This is a genomic window from Amycolatopsis tolypomycina, assembly GCF_900105945.1.
GTDB classification, from domain to species: Bacteria; Actinomycetota; Actinomycetes; order Mycobacteriales; family Pseudonocardiaceae; genus Amycolatopsis; species Amycolatopsis tolypomycina.
This window is the reverse complement of sequence record NZ_FNSO01000004.1, coordinates 1938315-1960271: the sequence shown is the minus strand read 5'-3', so window position 1 is coordinate 1960271 and position 21957 is coordinate 1938315. Positions and strand designations below refer to the sequence as shown.

Sequence of the window (21957 nt, the reverse complement as noted above, 5' to 3'; positions counted from 1 at the left end):
GCCAGGAAAGGGGTCCGAAGTGGACGCGGTCGTCGAGACCTGCCAGCTGCGCAAGCGTTATCCCGGCCACGAGGCCCTGCGCGGCATCGACCTGCACGTGCCGTCCGGGACCGTGCTGGGCCTGCTCGGCCACAACGGGGCAGGCAAGACCACCACCGTCCGGATCCTCGCGACGCTGCTCGCGCCGGACGGCGGGGCGGCGCGCGTCGCCGGGTTCGACGTCGCCCGTGCGCCGCAGGAGGTCCGGCGCCGGATCGCGCTCGCCGGCCAGTACGCCGCGGTCGACGGGCAGCTCACCGGGCGCGAGAACCTGGTGCTGCTGGGCAGGTTGCTGCGGCTGGGCGCCCGGGGTGCCCGCGTCCGGGCGGACGAGCTGCTGGCGCGGTTCGACCTCACCGCCGCCGCGGACCGCCGGGCGGGCACCTACTCGGGCGGGATGCGCCGTCGGCTCGACCTGGCGTGCTGCCTGGTCACCCGGCCGGCGGTGCTGTTCCTCGACGAGCCGAGCGCCGGGCTGGACCCGGCCAGCCGCCGTCAACTGTGGACGGAGGTCCGCGAGCAGGTCGACAGCGGCATCACGGTGGTGCTCACCACGCAGTACCTGGAGGAGGCCGACCGGCTCGCCGACCGGATCGTGGTCCTCGGCGCCGGTTCGGTCGTCGCGGAGGGCAGCCCCGAGGAGCTGAAGCGGAAGGTGGGCGGCGAATGGCTGGGCATCGTCCTGGCGGACCCGGCCGACGTCCCGGCCGCGGTGGCCGCGCTCGGCCCGGCGGCGTCGGACGTCGACCCCGCGGCGGGACGGCTCTCCCTGCCGCTGGACGACGGCATGGCGACCGTCGCCGCGGCGGCGGCCGCCCTCGACGGGGCCGGCCTGGCCGTGACCGACTTCGCCGTCCGGCGGCCGTCCCTCGACGACGTCTTCCTCGCCTTGACCGGAAAGGAGCAGGCCGCATGATCCTCACCGAGACCGCCGCCCTCACCGGACGGCGGCTGCTGCGGCTGCGCCGCTCGCCCGGCGAGCTGTTCGCCGTCACGCTCACCCCGGTGACGATGGTGGTGGTGATGGGCTACCTGCTCAACAAGTCCATGGCCATGCCGGACGGCACGAGCTTCCTCGACTTCACCATGGCCGGCGTCGGCGCCCAGGTGGCGCTGGCCGGTTTCGGCACGAGCGCGATCGCGGTGGCGGAGGACCTGCGCGGCGGGCTCGTCGACCGGTTCCGCTCCCTGCCGATCGGCCGGACCCCGGTGCTGCTCGCGCAGTCGCTGTGCGACCTGCTGCTGCTCGCGGTGGGCATGACCATCGCGCTGGCCGTCGGCTGGCTGCTGGGCTGGCGGATCCACACCGGGATCGGCGCGGGCCTGGCGGGCTTCGGCCTGCTGCTGGCACTGGCGTTCCTCCTGTCGTGGACGGGCATCCTGGCCGGCCTGTGGATCCGCAGCACCCCGGCGGTCAACTCGCTGTCGGGCCTGGTCCTGGTGGTGGGCTCGTTCGTGTCGACGGCCTTCGTCCCCCCGGACGGCCTGCCGGGCTGGCTGCACGCGATCGCGTCGTGGAGCCCGGTGAGCACGGTGTCGACGGCCTGCCGCCTGCTGTGGGGCAACCCGGTGGCGGACACCGGCGACAGCTTCGCCGTCGTCCACGCCGTGCCGGTGGCGTGCGTGACGATCACGATCCTGCTGGCCGTCGTCGTGACGGCGGCTTCGCGGGTTTTCCGGTCCGTTTCCGAGAAAACACCCTGAGGAGAAGCATGAACACCGTCGAGTCCACTGTGAACACCACGCCCGCGCCGGATCCGCTGGCCCTCGGCCGTCCGGAACAGCCGGTCGCGGCGATCTGCGACCAGTTCTTCGCCCACGGCGGTGCCGTCGCGGGCCGGGCGGTCCCGGCGGTGCCGGGCGGGCGGGCGCCGCTGTCGGTCGGCGACCTGCTCGGGGTCGTCCAGGGCGGCTGAGCCGGGTGCCGCCGTCGCACGTCGTGGACGACGGCGGCTCCGTCAGGCCGTTCCGTTCCGGTCGAGGCCCGCGACGGTCAGGCGGCCCTCGATGCTCGCGGTGGCCAGGTCGAGCCGCGACCGGCAGCCCGTCTTCGCGAACAGCCGCGTCAGGTGGCTCTCCACCGTCTTTTCGCTGATTCGCAGCGCACCGGCGATCTGCCGGTTGGTCAGGCCCTGGCGGATCAGGGCGATGATGCGCAGCTCGGTGGCCGACAGGTCGGCCGAGGCGAGGTGACGGCGGGGCGGGGCCACGCCGCGCTCGCGCATCCGGGCCTTGATCGTCATGCGGAGCAGGTCGCCGCCGAGGCGGCGGGCGATGTCGTAGGCCTCGTGCAGCCACGGCCGCGGCTCGTCGGCGCTGCTCGAGGCGATCAGGCACGCGCGCATCAGTTCGCTCTGGTTGTCGTGGTTGCGCACCACCTCGACGGCGGCGCGGGCGCTCGCGAAGTCGCGTTCGACCAGGCTGGTGACCATCAGGTCGGCCATCTGCAGCCGGCGGCCGCCGTAGCGGCGGTACCACTTCCGGGCCAGCGTCCGCAGCTCGGCCAGCCTTTCCACGCCGCCGGCCTCGGACTCCAGCATCGTCAGCCGCACCAGCAGCCAGTGCATCCCGATGGGGTTGCCCCGCTCGGCCGCCGCCGCGGCCTTTTCGTAGCCGCGCCAGCCCGCGTCGACCGCTTCGTGCAGCCGTCCGCTGCGCCACAACAGGCCGGTTTCGGCCCAGGTCGCGATCGCGGGGAACGGACTCCCGCCCGCCGCGGCCAGCCATTCGGCGGCGAGCTCGAATTCCCCTTCGCACGCCTGGATCTCCGCCGCCAGCAGCCGCGCCTGCGAGTGCGCGGGCGTGGTCGGCTGCCCGCTCAGCTCGAGCACGCGGACCGCGGACAGCACCTCGGCCCACTCCCCGCGGTGGTAGCCGGTGATGACCCGGTGGTACAGCGCGAGCGGCCCGCCCTCCGGGACACCGTATTCGGCGCCGAACAGGAACCCGAACAGGGCGACCAGGTCGTGCCGGCCCGCCCAGATCTCGAGCTGGTCACGCATCGGCGCGGCATCCGGCGCACCGCCGAGCCGGAAGGCGCCGAACGCGGCCACGAACCCGTCGAGGCTCATGGCCTCGCGCCCGTCGAACCACAGCCCGGCGAACTCGAGCGGCGGCCGCCCGGCCGGATCGACGGCCAGCTCCGCCGCCACGGCCGAGGTGACCGGGATGCCCGTGTGCAAGGCCCCCAGCGCCGCCGCCACCGCCAGCTCGTATTCAAGCCCGGCCGGCACGCCGTCGGCGACCACCTCGGCGACCACCTCGGGCAGCCAGTCGTGGCGGCCGATCCGCACCAGCAGGCGCAGGAGCGACCGTGTCAGGTCGGAGACCCGGCCGGGGTCGGGGCTGGGGTCGGGGCCTGAGCCGGGGCGGGGCCCGAGGCCGGGGTCGCGGTCGCGGTCGCGGTCGCGGTCGGGGTCGGGGTCGGGGCCAGTGTCGGGGCTGGGGCCAGGGCCGCGGCCGGGGCCGGGGCCGGCGTCGGGGCCGAGGCCAAGGCCGGGGCCAGAGCCGGGGCCGGGGCCGGGGCCGGGGCCGGGGCCGGGGCCGGGGCCAGTGTCGGGGTCGCGGCCGAGGCCGAGGCCGAGGACCCGTCCGGAGTCGGGGCCGGGGCCGGAGCCGGAGCCAGTGTCGGGGCCAGGGCCAGGGCCAGGGCCGGAGTCGCGGCCAGAGCCGGGGCCAAAGCCAGAGCCGGGGCCGAGGCCAAGGCCGGGGCCGGGGCCAGAGCCGGGGCCGCGGCCGCGGCCAGTGTCAGGGTCGCGGCCGAGGCCGAGGACCCGTCCGGAGTCGGGGCCGGGGCCGGAGGCCGCGCAGTGCGCCAGCGCCGTGCGGTACCAGCGGGTGGCCGAGGCGGCGGGGCTGATCCGGGCGGCTTCCCGGCACAGCCGCGCGACCACGTCCGGCTCGCTCCGCACTTCGGGCCCGGCGAGGGGCTCCACCTCGAACGCGGAGTCGCCGTGGAGCAGGTGGCCGGCGACCATTGCGTGGATCGCGTGCGTCCGCTCCCCCAAGGTGTTCAGCACCGCCGTGGCCAGTGCCGGGCAGGGGACGAACAGCTCACCCCGCTCGTCGCAGCCCAGCACTCCGGCGGCGACGAGCCGGTCGGTGGCCCGGCCGCAGGCGGCCGGCTCCCAGCCGGCCGTTTCGGCCAGGCGCAGCAGGTCGTCCACCGGGATGGTCCCGGCGACGCCGACGAGCGCGGCCAGTGCCGGGGCCGGCTCGGGCAGCCGCGTCACCTGCCGGACCCGCTCGTGGCCGGGCGGGAGCGCGATCGGCGCCGTGGGGTCGGCCAGGCACCGCACCCCGCGCACCGGGACGAGCCGGCCGGCCCGCTCGAGTTCGTCCCGGACCGCCAGCACGGCACCCGGGTTGCCGCGCAGGGAGCCGAGCGCGGCCCGCAACGCCGGGGCGACGGCGGGATCCACCGGCCCGCGGTCGGCGAGCAGCTCGTCGATCTCGCCGTCCGTCAGCGGCCGCAGGTCGACGACCTGGTCGGCGAGCGCGCTCAGCAGGGTGGGCTCGACGGCCTCTTCGTCGCGGCAGGCCGCGAGCACCGTGCAGCCGGCGTAGCGCGCGGCCGCGATCGTGAAACCGGAGTCGGGCACGGCGTGGAGGTCGTCGAAGACCACGGCCGCGGGACCGCTCTGCCGGAGCGCCCCGAACAGCCGGGTCAGCTCGGTGAACAACGCGGGATCGGAAGGTGAACTCCCGGTGTCCTCCGACGAGCAAAGCCGGTTTACAGCCGCCAGCTTGGTGTCACATCGAGTGCCGAATTCCGCGTGAAAAGCGGCCAGCACCGCCGGGACGCCGCATTCACCGGAATCACCGGCGGAAAAGGAGACGTGAATAATCTTCATTCCACGTTCGTGCCACTTCTTCCGCACCGCGCCGAGCACGGCCGTCTTGCCCGCGCCGGCCACCCCCCTGAGCACGACGAGAACGGGCCGCCCCGCGACATTTTCCAGCGCGGCGACCTCGTCGCCCCGCCCCGGCAAGGCACTGCAGTCCCGGATCACCGACCGCCTCCTCCCGTTCACCGCCCCGTCGGGCCGCCGCGCTCCCTCGGGTGACGAGAGCGGGCCACGCCCATTACGCCGTCCGGCCGAAAGTGGAATGAGATGTACCCCATTCGGGGACACAGCTCAAGTAGTCGATCACGCATATGTGCGCGTGAACAGTGTTAGTCACCCGGCCGAGGCCCTGCCCGGCACTCCGGAGTGATACCGGCCACCGGAGGCAGCGGGACAAACAGAACGCCGGGAAAAGCGCCGACGGTCACCCGCAAGAGTGATCTTCAGCTGTGCGGGAGTGGCCTCATCGGCCAGATCCCGTGCCACCACAGTGCATTTGGACAGCGGGCGACCGGTCCGGCGGCGTTGGCGGGCTCCGGCGGGCTGCGGTTAATCTGACACGCCCCGGCCCGGCGAACCGATGTCCCGCCGGGGTGCCCGAACGAGCAGAGCGGGAAGCGTGCAGCCTGATCGATTCGTCCCGCCGTCCGAGCGGGTCGCCCGCGAAATCGCCGAGGCGCTCCACTCGCCCGGCCGTCCGGTGCTGACCGTCCTCAGCGGACCGGTCGGCGTCGAGCTCACCGCGGTCGAGGCCGCCCTCTGCCGTCTCCTCACCGAGCACCCGCCGCCCTTCGCCCAGGTGCGGGTGGTCGACTTCGCGTTCGCCGGCGCCGCCTCCGGAGCGGCCCTGCTGGAGCGGATCCCGACCGCGGCGGTGCTGCGCGCCACCGCGGGCACGCTGCTGCTCCTCAAGGACGTCCACTTGCTGCCGGCCGAAGGCATCGGCTCGCTGGACGCGCTCGTCCGGCAGCTGGCCACGACGAAGTCCGCCTGCGTGTGCACCGTCGCGCTGCCCCTGCCCGCCGCGACCCGCGCGGCCTTCCAGGAGAGCGCCGCGCGGCTGCACCGGGACGGCCTGCTCCACCACGTCACCCTGCGCCCGCTGCCCCGCACCGAACTGCCGTCGCTCGTCACGTCTCTGCTCGGCGCGGTGCCGGAACGCCGGCTCGCCGACCGCGTGTGGCGGGCCACCCACGGCTGGCCCGCCCTCGTCGAGGCCGGCCTGCGGATCGGCCAGGCGCACGACATCCTGCGCGTGGTCGACCGGCACGCCTACCTGACCGGGGCGCCGGCGCCGTCGCGGCTGTCCGAACAGCACGAACTGCTCACCGCGATCCGCCGGCTCGGCGCGACCGCCTGGGCGGCGGCCAAGGCGGTCTCGGTGTTCCAGGGGCTCGGCCCGGCCGCCACCCGGCTGGTCGCCGAAGCGCTCGGCACCGCCGAAACCCAGGCCCGGCACGAGCTGGAGCTGCTCGCCCGGACCGGCGTGCTGCACCATGCCCGGTCCCGGGACACCTGGACGTTCCGCCAGCCGCTGGTCGCGGTGGCGCTGACCTGGGCGCTGGGGCCCTACGAGCGGCGCCGGCTCGCCCAGCTCGCCGTGCAGGCGCTGTGGTCCGGCGCGGCCCGCGGCACCGCGCCCCACGCCCTGCCCGACCAGCTCGTCGACGCGGGGCGGCTCGTCGACCCCGCCCGGGCGGCCGCCGACCTGCTCGCCCACGCCCGTGCACTGGCGCCGGCCGACGGGCGGCGGGCGCTGCCCTGGCTGCGGGCGGCGGCCGGGCTCACCGCCGACCCGGCCGCACGCACCGAGATCCTGCTGCTGCACGCCCGCATCAGCGCAGCGGTCGACGACCCCGGCCAGGCGCTCGAGTCCACCGGGACGGTGTTGCGCGCGCACGCGGCGGAAATCCCGGCCGACGAGCTGCTGGACGTCTGCTTCGTCCACCTCCGCGCCCTGTCCGGGACCGGTCGCCGGGACGAGCTGGCGGAGCTCGCCGACGGCGGGACTTCGCCCGCGATGCCCTTCGCCACCCCGCTCGAAGGCCTGGTCGTCCGGGCGTACGCGCTGGCCCTGGTCGGCCGCTGGCGCGCATCGCACGAGCTGCTGCAGCGGATCCGCGAGGATCCCGGCGGCCCGCGGGTCGCGGCGGCCGTCCGGCAGTTCGGCTCCGTCGTGGACCTGTGGCTGGGCGACCGCACGGCGTTCGACCACGACCTCGCCGAACTGGAGCGCCGGATCGAGGCCGGGGAACGGCCGTCCGCGGAAGTGGCCGGCCACGCCGGCGCGCTCGTGGCGCTGAGCGAGCTGCGGCAGGCGGAGCGGCTGCTCGACGCCACCCGCACGGTGCCCCTTGGCACGCCCGCCCGGATGATCCTCACGGTGGGCGCCGGCCGCTTCGACGACGCCATGGAGCTGGCCCGCAAGCACATCGCCGCCGGGGCACCCGACGGCTGCGACCCGGCCCAGACCGTCATGTTCCAGCTCGTCTCGACCATCCAGCTGTGCCGCGGCAAGCTCTCGCGGGCCCGCGAACTGCTCGCCACGGCACGGGCCCGCGGGCCCGCGATGCCCCACCTGCTGGCGATTCCCGAGGCGCTGTACGAGCGCGCACATGGCGAATACGCGCGCACGGAAGCGATCCTGCGGGCGGCGGTCGACGAGGCCGAGGAGAACGGCGTCCTGGCGCAGACCGACCTGCTGTGGATCGCGCTGGCCGACATGGGCGTGCGCACGCACCGGACCGAGCACCTGCCGGGCTACCTGACCAAGCTCGAGAAGGTGGCGAAGTGCCTGGGCACCGAGCGCGCCGAGTTCAACCGCCTCACCCTGCACGCGCTCGTGCACGACGACCCGGCCGCGGCCGCCGAGGCGATGCGCCTGCTGCGCCTGCGCGACCAGCCGCTGGAGCAGGCCGTCGCGCTCGAACGGTTCGTGCGGTACGGGCTGGGCGAGCCGCCGGCCCTGCTTTCGGAGTCCTACGCCATCTTCGGCGCCATGGACGCGCTGATGAGCCGGTCCTGGTCGCGGACGCTGATGCGCCAGTGCGGGGTGCAGGTGCCCGGCCGGCAGACGACGCTGGCCGAGAACGAGCGCCTGCTCGCGGTCCTCGTGGCCGAAGGGCTGGGCAACAAGCAGATCGCCACGCTCCTGCAGACGGGCGAGAAGAGCGTCGAAGGGCGGCTGTCCCGGCTCTTCCAGCGCAGCGGCTACCGGTCGCGGGTCGAACTGGCGACCGCGATCCTCTCCGGCCACTACGCGCAGGGCTGAGCCGCCCTGGGCGCTTCTTTGCGGATTGCCAGTCCTGCCCTGCCGATACTGGCGTCCCCACCGCCGCAGAGGAGCCGCCAGCATGGCCAGCCGCGTCGTCCTGCCCCTGACCGCCGCGCAGACCGAGCTGTGGTACCGCGGGGAAGAAGCCCGCGACAAGGCGATCTCCAACGTCGCCGGGTACTACGACATCCGGGGACCGTTCGACGCCGAGCTGTGGACCGCGGCGGTGCGGCAGGTCGTGCGCGAAGCGGAAACGCTGCGGGTCCGCTTCGAGGTGGTGGGCGAGGAACCCCGCCAGGTGATCGAGCCCGCCGGCGTGGACGTCCCCGTGCTGGACCTGAGCGGGGACCCGGACCCCGGCGCGGCGGCCGAAGAGCTGATGTGGGCCGAAGTGCGGACCCCGTTCGACCTGTCCGCCCCGCTCGTGCCCCGCTGCGTGCTCTACCGGCTCGGCCCGGGGCGGTGGCGCTTCTTCATGTGCCTGCACCACCTGGCCGGCGACGGCTTCAGCCAGGGACTGCTCCTCAAGCGGCTGACCGACGTCTACGACGCGCTCGTTTCGGGCCGCCCGTCCGGTGGCGGCGCGTTGCCGCAGTTGGCCGTCCTCGTCGACGACGATCGCGCCTACCACGGCGGCTCGGCCGAGTTCGACGCCGACCGTGCACTGTGGACAGACCGCTTCGCTGCCCCGCCGGAGCTGGTCAGCCTCTCCGCGCGCCCTCCGGTGCTCGCAACGGACGTCGTGCGGCGGTCGGCGTGGCTGCCCCGCGCCGACGCCGAGCGGCTGAAGGAAACCGCGTGGCAGGCGCGGGTGGCGGTGCCCGAACTGGTCGTCGCCGCGACCGCGGCCTTCGTGCGGCGGATGACCGGGTCCCCGGACGTGCTGCTGACCCTGCTGACGACCGGCCGCCGCGGGGCGGCCACGCGGCGGATCCCCGGCGTGCTGGCGAACCCCCTGCCCCTGCCGCTGACCGTCCGCCCGGACCTGACCCGCGGCGCACTGCTCGCCCGCACCGCGGCGGAGGTCCGGCGCACGGTGCGGCACCAGCGGTACCGCGGCCGCCTGGTGCGGGGCCACCTGGGACTGCCGGGCGACGTCCGCCCGTTCGGCCCGGCCGTCAACGTCCTCGGCCTGGGGCAGGTGCGCTCGTTCGGCGGCTGCGTCGCGACCGGCCGCGTGCTGTCCACCGGTCCCGTGGACGACCTCGAGTTCATCGTCGGCGAGACCGGCGACGACGGGCTCTTCCTCGACGTCAACGCCAACCCGGCGCTGTACACCGGCGACGAACTGGCCCGGCTGCTGCAGCTGTTCGTGGAGTTCCTCGCGGAGTTCGCGAACTCCGACGGCGACCGGCCGCTGGCCCGGCTCGAAGCCGGTCCGGCCCGGCCGCCCTGGGGCGACGGCGAACCGCGGCCGACCGAAAACCTCGGCGAGCTGCTGCGCGCGGTGGCGGAAACCGCGCCGGACACCGAAGCCGTGCTGGCCGGCGACAGCGTCTGGTCGTACGGGCAGCTCCTGGGCCTCGCCCGCAAGGTCGGTGCCGGTCTGGTGGCCGCCGGGGCGGGGCCCGAGTCCGTCGTCGGCGTCATGGGTGAGCCCGGCGGTGGGTTCGCGGGCGCGGTGCTGGGCGTGTGGGCGGCGGGCGGCGCCTACGTGCCGGTGGACCCGGCGGAACCGGCCGAGCTCGCGCGCCGGGGCGCCGGGTTCCTGGTGACCGGCCTGCCGTGGCGGGCGACGGCGGAGGAGGTCGCCGCGCGCGTTCCCGGCCTGCGGGTGCTCATCGTCGAAGACCTCCCCGAAGCTCCGGAGTTCGCTTTCGTGCCGAGGCACGAAAGCAGTGCCGCCTTCGTCAACGGCCCGGTGGTCTGCGACGCCGGGCTGATGAACCAGCTCCGCGCCCGGATCGACGCGCTGGAGATCACGGCAGCCGACACCGTGCCGCAGAACGCGCCGTTGACGTCCGGCCGCTCGGTGTGGCAGCTGTTCGCCGCGCTGGCGGTGGGTGGCCGGGTCCGCATCGCCGGGGATGTCCGGGACGGCGACAGGCAAGCGCCTACCGCCGAATACGGCCTCACCGAGTGCTCCGGGGCCGTCCACATCGGACGGACCGTGCGCAACACCCGGATCGCCGTGCTGGGACCGGACCTGCGGCCGCTGCCGGTGGGCGTCACCGGCGAGGTGTACGTCGGCGGTGCCGGGGTGGCGCGGGGCTTCGCGGGCGACCCCGCGGCCACCGCGGCCCGGTTCGTCGCCGATCCGGCGGGTCCGCCCGGGGCGCGGATGGTCCGGACCGGTGACCGGGCCCGCTGGACCGCCACCGGTGCGCTCGAGTACGTCGACGCCGCGAGCCTCCGCGGGGTGCGCCTGGACCTCGGCGCGATCGCGGCCGAGCTGCGCGGGCTCGACGGCGTGCGCGACGCCGTCGCGGTGGTGTGCCCGGCCCCGTCGGGAGAGCCGTTCCTGGTCGGCTACGTCGAGGGCGAACCGGACGAATCCGCCGCGCGGGCGGTGCTGACCGCCGGGCTCCCGGCCGCGGTGAAGCCGGTGGTCCTGGTCACGACCGTCGACCGGATTCCGCTGGACCGCAAGGGGAAGATCGATCGCGGGCGGCTGCCGGAACCGGCATGGCCGGCCGTGCCCGGCGGCAAGCCGCGCGACGAGCGTGAAGAAACTCTCGAGGAGCTGTTCGCGGAAGTGCTGGGGCACCCCGCCGACGGAGGCGATTTCTTCGCCCTCGGCGGGCACTCGCTGCTCGCCATCCGGCTGGTGCGGCGGATCCGCGAGGTGTTCGGGACGAACCTGGGTGTTTCGGCCGTGTTCGAAGCGCCGACCGTGGCGGCGCTGGCCGGGACGATCGCGGCGCACGGCGGCTCGGCCCGCCCGGCCCTGCGGACGGCGGCGCGGCCGGACCGGGTGCCGCTGTCCTACGCCCAGCAGCGGCTGTGGTTCCTCGAAGAGCTCGGTGACGCCGGTTCGGCGTACCACGTCCCCGTGCTCGTGCGCCTGGCCGGCCCGGTCGACCCGGCGGCGCTGCACCTGGCCCTCGGCGACGTGCTCACCCGGCACGAAAGCCTCCGCACGGTGTTCCCGGCGCACGAGCAGGTGCCGTACCAGCACGTCCTCGACCCGGACACGGCGCTGCGGCGCCTGGCGTTCGACACCGTGCCGGTCGCCGAAGCCGACCTCGACGCCGCCGTGGCGGTGGCCGTGCAGCGGCCGTTCGCCCTGGCGGCGGACCTGCCGTTGCGGGCCCGGCTGTTCCGCCTCGACGCGGAGAACCACGTCCTGCTGCTGGTGATGCACCACATCACCGGTGACGCGATGTCGTGGGCCCCGGTGTGGCGCGACTTCACCGCCGCCTACGAGACGCGGGCGCGGGGTGCGGTCCCGGCCCCACCGGAACTGCCCGCCCAGTACGCGGACTTCGCGGTGTGGCAACGGGAAATGCTGGGCTCGCAGTCCGATCCGGACAGTGTCGTGTCCCGTCAGCTGGACTTCTGGCGGGCCGCGCTGGCCGGGGTGCCGGACGAGCTGCCGCTCCCCTGCGACCGGCCGCGGGCGGCGGCTCCGGCGACGGACGGCGGCCGGGTGCCGTTCGCGGTGGACGCCGGGCTGCACGCCCGGCTCGCCGGCCTCGCCCACCGCGGCGGCGCGACGGTGTTCATGGTGGTCCAGGCGGCGTTCGCCGTGCTGCTGGCGAAACTGGGCGCCGGGACCGACATCCCGATCGGCACGGCCTGCGCGGGCCGGGCGGAAGCGGCCCTCGACGAGCTGGTCGGCTTCTTCGTCAACACGGTCGTGCTGCGCACGGACGTCTCGGGCGACCCGTCGTTCGAGGAGCTGCTGGCCCGGGTCCGGGAGACCGACCTGGCCGCGTTCGCCCACCAGGACGTGCCGTTCGAGCTCGTCGTGGACGCGCTCAACCCGGCACGCTCGCTCACCCGCAACCCGCTGTTCCAGGTGATGGTCGTCGCCCGGGCCCAGGCGGACCGGCACACCGACCTGGCCGGCGTCCGGGCCACGGTCGAGGAGCTGCCCACCGCCACCGCGAAGTTCGACCTGCTGCTCGACTACGCGGAGTCCTTCGCCGACGGCGGGCCCGCCGGGCTCGCGGGCGCGCTGGAGTACCGCGCGGACCTGTTCGAAGCCGGCACCGCCGAGCGGCTGGCCGGCCGGCTGACCCGGGTGCTCGAAGCCGTCGCGGCGGCACCCGGGCGGCCGATCTCCGGCATCGACGTCCTGGCCGGCGACGAGCGGCACCAGGTGGTGACCGCGTGGAACGACACCGGGCACCCGGTCCCGGCCGTGACGATGCCGGAGCTGTTCGCCGCCCGGGCCGTGGCGACCCCGGACGCGCCCGCCGTGGTGTTCGAAGGCGAGACGGTCACGTATGCGGACCTGGCGGCCCGGGTCGACCGGCTGGCCGGGGCGCTCGCGGCGGCCGGGGCGGGACCGGAGCGGGTGGTGGCCGTCGTGCTGCCGCGCTCGGTGGAGCTCATCGTGGCGCTGCACGCGATCGCGCGGTCGGGCGCGGCCTTCCTGCCGGTCGACCCGGACTACCCCGCCCAGCGGATCGGGCACCTGCTCGGCGACGCCGCACCGGTGCTGGTGGTCACGAACGCCTCCGCCGCCGCGCTGGTTCCGGCCACTGTGGACAGTCCGGTGCTGTCGCTCGACGACGACCTCCCGCCGTCGCGGCCCCTGCCGGAAGCCCGTCCCCACGGCGGCAACGCGGCCTACGTGCTCTACACCTCGGGCTCGACCGGGCGGCCGAAGGGGGTCGTGGTGTCCCACGCGGCGCTGGCGAACCGCGTGCTGTGGATGCAGGGCACCTACGGGCTGTCCGCCGGCGACCGCGTGCTGCAGAAGACCTCCTGCGGGTTCGACGTGTCGGTGTGGGAGTTCTTCTGGCCACTGGTCACCGGGGCGACGCTGGTCGTGGCCCGCCCGGACGGGCACCGCGACCCGTGGTACCTGGCCGAGGTGATCCGCCGCGAGGCCGTGACCGACCTGCACTTCGTGCCGTCGATGCTGCGCGAGTTCCTGGCGGCGGCCGACCCCGGCGGGTGCCCGAGCCTGCGGCGCGTCTACTGCAGCGGGGAAGCGCTTTCCCCATCGCTGCGCGAAGAATTCCACGCGAAGCTCCCCGCCGAGCTGCACAACCTCTACGGCCCGACCGAGGCCGCCATCGACGTCACGGCGTGGGCGTCGCCGCCGGCGGACGAGGTGCCGGTGGTGCCGATCGGGCGGCCGGTGTGGAACACCCGGCTGTACGTGCTGGACGACCGGCTGCGGCCGGTGCCGCCCGGCGCGCCCGGGGAGCTGTACCTCGCCGGGGTCCAGCTCGCCCGCGGGTACCGGGGCCGCCCGGGGCTGACCGCGGACCGGTTCGTGGCGAACCCGTTCGGCGACGGCGAACGGATGTACCGGACCGGTGACCGGGCCCGCTGGAACCGCCACGGCGAGGTCGAGTACCTGGGCCGGGCCGACCACCAGGTCAAGATCCGCGGCGTGCGGATCGAACCGGGTGAGGTCGAGGCCGTGCTGCGGGACCACGAGACCGTCGCCGAGGCCGTCGTGCTGGCTTTGCCCGACGCCGCGGGTGACCGGGAGCTGGTGGCCTACGTCGTCGCGGCTCCCGGTCGCGCGTGCGACACCGACGAGCTGCGCGCCCACGCGGCCGGACGGCTGCCCGCCGTGATGGTGCCCGCCGCGGTCGTGCCCGTGGCCGCGTTCCCGGTGACCGCGCACGGAAAGCTCGACCGGGCCGCGCTGCCCCGGCCGGAGCGCACGGCGGGCGGCACCCGGGTGCCGCCCCCGGCTCTCCCCGGGCGGGTGCCGGTCGACCTGGCGGCCGCCCGCGAGCGGCTGGCCGGGCTCGCGGCGGAGGCCGGGGTCTCCCCCGGCGCCGCGGCGCGCGCGGTGTGGACGGTCCTGGTCGCCAAGCTGGGTCTCGGCGAGGACGTGCCGGGGCTGCCGGGCTCGGTGACGGTCCGCGACCTGATCCGGCGGAGCGCGGACACCGCCGGCGAGCTGACCTACGAGGCCGGGCTGTTCGGCCCGGCCGGACCGGCCGAGGTGCAGGCCTGCTTCGAGGCGGCCGTCGAAGCGGTCCTGGCGAACCCGGATGCCGTGGCCGTCACGCTGGACCTGGGCGCCGAGGCCGCCCGGCCGCCCGCCCGCGAAGACGTCACGACGACACTGGTGGACCTCTGGCAGGCGCAGGTGGCGGCTTCGGCGGACCGTGTCGCGGTCACCTGCGGCCGCGAGCAGGTCACCTACCGGGAGCTGGAGGCGCGGGCCAACCGGCTGGCGCACGCGCTGATCGCCCGGGGCGTCGGCCCCGACCGGCTGGTCGCGCTGCTGCTCCCCCGCTCGGTGGACCTCGTCGTCGCCATCCTGGCGGTGCTCAAGGCCGGCGGTGCCTACCTGCCGCTGGACCCGGAATGCGCGGAAGGCCACCTCACCCACGTGCTCGGCGACGCCGGGCCGTCGCTGGTGATCAGCCCCCACCCCGTCGAGACCGGCGTCCCCGGCCTGGCCCTCGACGACCCCGGGCTCGCCACCCACCCGCAGACCCCGCCCGGGCGGCGGATCCTGCCGGGCCAGCTCGCCTACGTCATCTACACCTCCGGCTCGACCGGCCGGGCGAAGGGCGTGCTCGTCTCGCACGCCAACGTGACCCGCCTCTTCGCCTCGGCCGCCCGGCTCTTCCGCTTCGGGCCGGACGAGGTCTGGACCCTCTACCACTCCTACGCGTTCGACTTCTCGGTGTGGGAGCTCTGGGGCGCCCTGCTGCACGGCGGGCGCCTGGTCGTGGTGCCCCTCGACACCGCCCGGACGCCGCGGGACTTCCGGCGGCTGCTCGCCGAGGAGCGGGTCACCACGGTGTGCCAGACCCCGTCGGCCTTCCTGCACCTCACCGCGGACCGGCCGCAGGACTGGGACCCGCCCGCGGTGCGCACCGTGATCTTCGGGGGTGAGGCGCTCGAACCACGCCGCCTGGCCGACTGGTACGGCAGGCGGTCCGGCGATGCCCCGCGGCTGGTCAACATGTACGGGATCACCGAGACGACCGTGCACGTGACCCACCGGGAGCTCGGCGCGGACGCCGTGACGCACGACGGCAGCCCGATCGGGGTGCCGCTGCCCGACCTGCGCGTGTTCGTGCTCGACCGGGGCCTGCGGCCGGTCCCCGCCGGCGTGCCCGGCGAGCTGTACGTCGCCGGGCCGGGACTCGCCCGTGGCTACCTCGGCCGCGCCGGGCTCACCGCCGGCCGGTTCGTCGCCTGCCCGTTCGGCGACGGCGAGCGGATGTACCGGACCGGGGACCTGGGCCGGTGGAGCCACACCGGCGAGCTCGAGTTCGCCGGCCGGGCCGACGGCCAGCTCAAGATCTCCGGCTACCGGATCGAGCCCGGCGAGGTCGAGTCCGTGCTGGCCGGGCACCCCGCGGTCGGCGAGGTCGCGGCCGGGGCGGCGCCGGACCGGCGGGGCGAGAAGCAGCTGGTCGCCTACGTCGTCCCGGCGGCGGGCGCCGCGCTCGACGTCGACGAGCTGCGCGCGTGGACCCGGACACAGCTGCCCGCATACCTGGTGCCTTCGGCGTTCCTGGTGCTGCGGGACCTCCCGCTGACCCCCCACGGCAAGCTGGACCGGCGGGCGCTGCCCGCCCCGGTCTTCTCGGGCGGGCGAGGACGGCGGCCCGGGACCGCCGCCGAAGAGAAGCTGTGCGCGCTGTTCGCCGACGTGCTGGGGGTCGACCGGGTTTCGCCGGAGGACGGCTTCTTCGAGCTGGGCGGGCATTCCCTGCTGGCCGCGAGGCTGGTGGGGCGGATCCACGCGGACTTCGGGGTGGCGCTGAGCGTCCGGGCGGTGTTCGAAGAGCCGACGGTGGCGAGGCTGCTGCCGGCGATCGAACGGGCGGCCGCGGCGTCCCCCCACGCGAGCGCGGCCCGGCCGCCGCGTCCGGACCGCCTGCCGCTTTCCCCCGCCCAGGAGCGGATCTGGGTCGAGCAGCGGCTTTCCGGGCCGTCTCCCCGGTACAACATCCCGGCCGCCGTACGGCTTTCCGGTCCGCTCGACCGCGAAGCCCTGGGCGCGGCGCTCGCGGACGTCGTCGCCCGCCACGAAAGCCTGCGGACGGTGGTCGCCGACACCGGCGGCGTGGCCCACCAGGTGATCCGCGACCGGGTTTCGCCCGAACTGCCGGTCACCGAGGTGACCGCCGAGACGCTCGACGCCGCCGTCGCGGCCCACGCACGCGAGCCGTTCGACCTCGCCGAGGACCTTCCCCTGCGCGCCCACCTGTTCGCCCTCGGCGAGCACGAGCACGTGCTTTCCGTTGTCGTGCACCACATCGCCGCCGACGGCTGGTCGCTGGACCCGCTGGCCCGTGACCTCTCGCGGGCCTACGCGGCCCGGGCGCGGGGGCAGGCGCCGGACTGGGCACCGCTGCCCCTGCAGTACGCGGATCACGTGCTGGCGCAGCGGGAACGGCCGGACGACGAGCAGGTGGAGTTCTGGCGGCGGGCCCTCGACGGCCTGCCCGAAGAACAGCCGCCGCTGCCCACCGACCGGCCGCGTCCGGCCACCCCGTCGCACCGCGGCGACGTCGTCGAATTCGCCGTCGACGCTCGCCTGCACCGCGGGATCGCGGACCTCGCGGCGGCCGCCGGGGTGACCGAGTTCATGGTGGTGCACGCGGCACTGGTCACGCTGCTCGGCAAGCTGGGGGCGGGCTCGGACATCGCGATCGGCACGCCCGTGGCCGGCCGCGGCGACACCGCTCTCGACGACCTGATCGGCCTGTTCGCCAACACGCTGGTGCTGCGGGTGGACCTGTCGGGGCGGCCGACCTTCCGCGAGCTGCTCGGCCGGGTGCGCGAAACCGACGTCGCCGCGCTGGCCCACCAGGACGTCCCGTTCGCACGGGTGACGAACGGGCGGCGGCCGTTCGGGGTGCTGCTGGCGTTCCAGACCACGGCCGAACCGCGGCTGGACCTGCCCGGCCTGACCGCCGAGATCGTCCCGGCCGGCACCGGGACGGCGAAGTTCGACCTGTCGTTCGCCCTCACCCCGCGTCGCGGCGAGGGCATGCGGGGGTACCTCGAATTCGCCACCGACCTCTTCGACCGCACCACCGCGGAGGCCCTGGCCGCCCGGCTCGTCCGGGTCCTCGCCGCCGCGGTGGCCGCCCCGGACGCGGTGGCGGGCGGGATCGACGTGCTCACCCCCGCCGAACGCGACCTCGTCCTCGCCGCGTCCCACGGCCCCCGCCGCCGGCTACCGGCCACCACCGTGCCCGCGTGGTTCGCGGCCACGGCGGCCGAGCGTGGCGAGGACACCGCGGTACTCTTCGACGGCACCGAGCTCTCCTACCGCGAGCTCGACGAGCGCGCGAACCGGCTGGCCCACGTGCTGGTCGGGAAGGGCGCGGGCCCGGACCGGATCGTCGCGCTGCAGCTGCCGCCGTCGATCGAGCTGATCGTGGCGCTGCTGGCGGTGCTCAAGTCCGGGGCCGCCTACTTGACCGTCGACCCCGCCTACCCGGCCGAGCGGATCGCCCACCTGCTGGCGACCGCGCGGCCCACGGTGGTGCTCACCCCGGGCGACCTCGTGGACGGCTTCGTGAGCGAGGGGCCCGCGACGGCGCCGGAAGTGCCGCTGCGGCCGGACAACGCGGCCTACGTCATCTTCACGTCGGGTTCGACCGGGACGCCCAAGGGCGTCGTCGTCGAGCACCGCAACATCGTGGCGCTGGTCGCCGACCACATCGGACGGTTCGGGATCGACCGCGGCACCCGTCTTCTGCAGTTCGCGCCGCTCGGGTTCGACGCCGCTTCGGGCGAAATCCTCGTGGCGCTGCTCGCGGGCGCGGTGCTGGTGCCGGTGCCGGCGGAGCAGCGCGTCCCCGGCGAGCCGCTGGCGCGGCTGGTGGCCGGGACGGGCGCGAACTTCGTCGCCCTGCCGCCCACGGTACTGGCGACCCTGCCGCCCGGCGGGCTGCCCGAGGGGATTACGGTCATGACCGCCGGCGAGGAGTGCCCGCCGCGGCTGGTCGACCGCTGGGCGCCGGGCCGCCGGATGGTCAACGCCTACGGGCCGACCGAAACCACCGTCTCGGTCACGATCACCGAGCCACTGGCCACCGGCAGCGGGCTGACCATCGGGCGGCCGCTGGACAACGCGACGGTCCACGTGCTCGACGAGTGGCTGCGGCCGGTCCCGCCCGGGGTGCCCGGTGAGCTGTACCTCGGCGGCGCCCAGGTGTCCCGCGGCTACCTGGACCGTCCCGCGCTGACCGCGGCGCGGTTCGTCGCCGCCCCGGACGGCGCGCGGCTCTACCGCAGCGGCGACCTCGCCGCGTGGACGGCCGAAGGCACGCTCGCTTACCTCGGCCGCGCCGACGACCAGGTGAAGCTCCGCGGCTTCCGGGTCGAGCCCGGCGAGGTCGAGGCGGTCCTCGCCGGCCACCCGGCGGTCCGGCAGGCCGCGGTGCTCGTCCGCGAGGACCGGCCGGGACGGCGGCAGCTGGTGGCCTACTACGTCGGGGACGACGCCCCGCTGCGCGAGTACCTGCGCGGGCGCCTGCCCGAGCACCTGGTGCCCGCGGCGGTGCTCCGGCTGACGGAGTTTCCCCGGACGCCGCACGGGAAACTCGACCGGGCCGCGTTGCCCGCCCCGCGGTTCGAGAGCGGTTCCGCCGAGCCCCGCACGGAGGCGGAGCGGGTGTTCTGCGCCGTGCTGGCCGACGTGCTCGGGCTGGCGTCGGTCGGTGTCGACGACAGCTTCTTCGACCTGGGCGGCGACAGCATCATCGCCCTCCAGGTGGTGAGCCGGGCCCGCACGGCGGGGTGGACGCTGCACCCGCGTGACGTCCTGCTCGGCGGGACCGCGGCGAAGATGGCCGATGCCGCCGAGCCGGTGCGCGGCGGGACCGTGGCGGACATCGAGCCGGTCGGGCCCGTCGAGGACACCCCGATGGCGGCCTGGCTGCGCCGCCAGGGCGCGTCGGCCGCCGGGTTCAACCAGTCGATGCTCGTGCAGACCCCCGCCGGGCTCGGGCCGGCGGAACTGGACGCCGTGCTGGCCGCGCTGCTCGACCACCACGACGCGCTCCGGCTCGTCGCCACCGGCGACGGCCTGGCCGTCCGGCCGCCGGGCACGGTGGCCCTGCGGGTGTCCACTGTGGACGTCACGGGGCTGGGAACGGAGGCCCGGCAGGCCGAGCTGGCCCGGCGCGGGCTCGCCGCCCAGGCGGAGCTGGACCCGGCGGCGGGCGAGCTGGTCCGCGCGGTCTGGTTCGACGCCGGGCCCGCCGAGCGCGGCCGCCTCCTGCTGGTGGTGCACCACCTCGCCGTCGACGGCGTCTCGTGGCGCATCCTGCTGGAGGACCTGGCCACGGCGTGGACGGCCGTGCGCGCGGCGGCGGTCCCGGTCCTGGAGCCGGTGGGCACGTCCGTGCGGCAGTGGGCCCGGCTCCTGACCGCACGCCTGCCCGAGGCGACGGCCGGCCGCGAGCGCTGGGCCGAGGTGACGCGGGACGTCCGCCCGTGGCTCGGGCGGCCACTGGACCCGGCGCGGGACACCGCCGCGACCCTGCACCGGCTGCGGCTGGACCTGCCCGCTCCGGCGTTCGCGGCCGGCACGCCGGGCATCCTGGAGCGCCTGCTCGCGGCGCTCGCCCTGTCGGCCGCGGGGTACCGGCGGCGCCGGGGCGACCAGGGCAGCGCGCTGGCGGTGACGCTCGAAGGCCACGGCCGCGACGACTTCGACCTGACCCGCACGGTCGGCTGGTTCACCAGCGTGTACCCGGTCCGGCTCGACCCGGGACAGGCGGGCGGCACCCGGCCGTGGACCGACCCCCGCGCGGTCCACGACGTGCTGCGCCGGACGCAGGAGCAGCTGCGGGCCGCACCGGCCGACCGGTGGGGCTACGGCCTGCTGCGCTTCCTGCCCCCGGAGAGCGTCGACCTGCCCGGCGCGGATCCCGAAATCGCGTTCAACTACCTCGGCCGCTACCCGGCCGGAACCCCGGCCGACTGGGCGGTCGCACCGGAACCGTCCCCGGTGCCGGAGACCGGCCCGGAGATGGCGGTACCGGCGGTGCTCACGGTGAACGCAGCCCTCGAGGACGGCCCACGCGGGCTCCGGCTCGTCGCCCACTGGAGCTGGGCGGGAAACTGCCTGACGGACGAGGAAGCACACGAACTGGCCGACGGCTGGGCGGCGGCGGTGGCAGCCCTGCCCACGGCCGACGCCGGCGGTCTCACCCTGCCCGGGCTCGGCCGGGACGAGCTCGACGAACTCGCCGAAGGCCTGGGTGGGTGGTGATCACGGGAGTTGCGGTGGGCGGTGGTGCAGTCACGCCGGCGGTCGTCGGCCGCGCCATCACGCCGGTGTCGCGGGTTCAACCCCCAGTGCCGCAACGAGATCGGCCACCCGATGGTGTGCCTCCAACGGGTGACGCAGCCGTCCTTCCGGGTGGATCTTGTAGTGGTTGCGCCGGCCGATGCGCTCGCGTTCCAAGTAGCCCTCGGCGATCAGGTCGGCGAGGATGAGCTGCACGCCGCGCTCGGTGATCCCGACCCGCTCGGCGATGTCGTGCAGCGTCCGGTCGGGATCCGCGGCCACGCACAGCAGGACGTGCGCGTGGTTGCTGAGGAACGTCCACGAAGCCATACCCGTCACATTAACCGTCCGAACTTGACAGACGAAGTCCAGTTCGTCATTCTGGTGACACGGAGGGGAGTACCCGCCCGGTCCGGCATCGTCAATCCGGCTGCCTGCGCAGCCCGGTGCCGGCGTCACCTTCGGGTGACCGGGGAGACCTTCGGTTCGTCACCGAACCGGAGGAGTGTCTCGTGACCGTCCCGATCTGGGCCTGGGCCGCCGTGCTCGGCGTCATCCTGGCCATGCTCGCGGTCGACCTGCTGGCCCACCGCCGCACACCCGTCGTCGGCGTCCGGTCGGCGCTCGCGTGGTCGGGCGCCTGGGTGGTGCTGGGGCTCGCCTTCGGTGCCGTGGTCTGGTGGGCCTGGGGCGCGGAGTTCGCGGGCCAGTACTTCGCCGGCTACGTCATCGAAAAGTCCCTCGCGGTCGACAACGTCTTCGTGTTCGCGATCATCTTCGGCTACTTCGCCGTCCCCCGCGAGTACCAGCACCGCATCCTGTTCTACGGCGTGCTCGGCGCCCTGGTGTTCCGCGCGGTGTTCATCGCCGCGGGCTCGGTGCTGATCGCGAGTTTCTCCTGGATCCTCTACGTCTTCGGTGCGTTCCTCGTCTTCACCGGCATCCGGATGGCGATGCACCGGGACGAGACGGTCGACTACGAGCAGAACCGCGTGCTGCGGCTGTTCCGCCGGATCGTCCCGTCCACCGACGGCGACCACGGCGGCAAGTTCCTGGTGCGGCAGGCCGGCCGCTGGGTGGCGACGCCGCTGCTGGCCGTCCTGGTGCTGATCGAGGTCACCGACGTCGTCTTCGCGGTCGACTCGATCCCGGCGATCTTCGCGGTCACCCAGGAACCGTTCCTGGTCTTCACGTCGAACGCCTTCGCGGTGCTCGGCCTGCGGGCGATGTACTTCCTGCTCGCCGACGTGATGCACCGGTTCGTCTACCTGAAGGTCGGCTTGGCGCTGGTGCTGGTCTGGGTCGGCGTGAAGATGCTGCTCCTGGACGTCTGGAAGATCCCGACGCCGCTGTCACTGGGCGTGGTCGCCGCGATCCTCGCGACGGCGGTCGCCGCCAGCCTGATCCGTACCCGTCCCCCGGCTCTCTCTCGGAAGGAATGA

Annotated in this window: 8 protein-coding genes; 6 read left to right on the top strand and 2 right to left on the bottom strand. The window is 75.1% G+C overall.

Annotated elements, in window-relative coordinates:
• Positions 1 to 19: 19 nt before the first annotated feature.
• Genes BLW76_RS19590 through BLW76_RS19580 form a run of 3 tightly spaced genes read left to right on the top strand, consistent with a single transcriptional unit; the run spans position 20 to position 1955 of the window.
• The gene (locus BLW76_RS19590) at positions 20 to 955 is read left to right on the top strand and encodes an ATP-binding cassette domain-containing protein (protein WP_091309444.1); all 936 of its coding nucleotides are present in this window, start codon (positions 20 to 22) and stop codon (positions 953 to 955) included.
• Positions 952 to 1743, top strand: coding sequence for an ABC transporter permease (locus BLW76_RS19585; protein WP_091309442.1), 792 nt, complete (start codon positions 952 to 954; stop codon positions 1741 to 1743). Before BLW76_RS19590 ends, BLW76_RS19585 begins: the two co-directional genes overlap by 4 nt.
• Positions 1744 to 1751: 8 nt before the next feature.
• Entirely contained in the window at positions 1752 to 1955 is a 204-nt protein-coding gene (locus BLW76_RS19580; RefSeq protein WP_091309439.1) for a hypothetical protein, read from the top strand.
• Positions 1956 to 1997: 42 nt separating this feature from the next.
• On the opposite strand, the gene BLW76_RS48565 is transcribed toward BLW76_RS19580, so the two are convergent.
• Entirely contained in the window at positions 1998 to 5051 is a 3054-nt protein-coding gene (locus tag BLW76_RS48565; RefSeq protein ID WP_167384655.1) for a LuxR C-terminal-related transcriptional regulator, read from the bottom strand.
• 454 nt (positions 5052 to 5505) lie between these two features.
• Between BLW76_RS48565 and BLW76_RS19570 the strand changes: the two genes are divergently transcribed.
• A complete protein-coding gene (locus BLW76_RS19570) occupies positions 5506 to 8157 on the top strand; it encodes a helix-turn-helix domain-containing protein (protein ID WP_091309434.1) in 2652 nt (883 codons plus the stop codon).
• 82 nt (positions 8158 to 8239) lie between these two features.
• Complete coding sequence (locus BLW76_RS19565; RefSeq protein ID WP_091309431.1) at positions 8240 to 20497, top strand: non-ribosomal peptide synthetase; 12258 nt, start codon at positions 8240 to 8242, stop codon at positions 20495 to 20497.
• 57 nt (positions 20498 to 20554) lie between these two features.
• On the opposite strand, the gene BLW76_RS19560 is transcribed toward BLW76_RS19565, so the two are convergent.
• A complete protein-coding gene (locus BLW76_RS19560) occupies positions 20555 to 20845 on the bottom strand; it encodes a helix-turn-helix transcriptional regulator (RefSeq protein ID WP_091309428.1) in 291 nt (96 codons plus the stop codon).
• Positions 20846 to 21027: 182 nt separating this feature from the next.
• Here BLW76_RS19560 and BLW76_RS19555 point away from each other — a divergent pair, with 182 nt between their 5' ends.
• Positions 21028 to 21957 (top strand): TerC family protein, encoded by a 930-nt coding sequence (locus tag BLW76_RS19555; RefSeq protein WP_091309426.1) that lies wholly within the window; start codon positions 21028 to 21030, stop codon positions 21955 to 21957.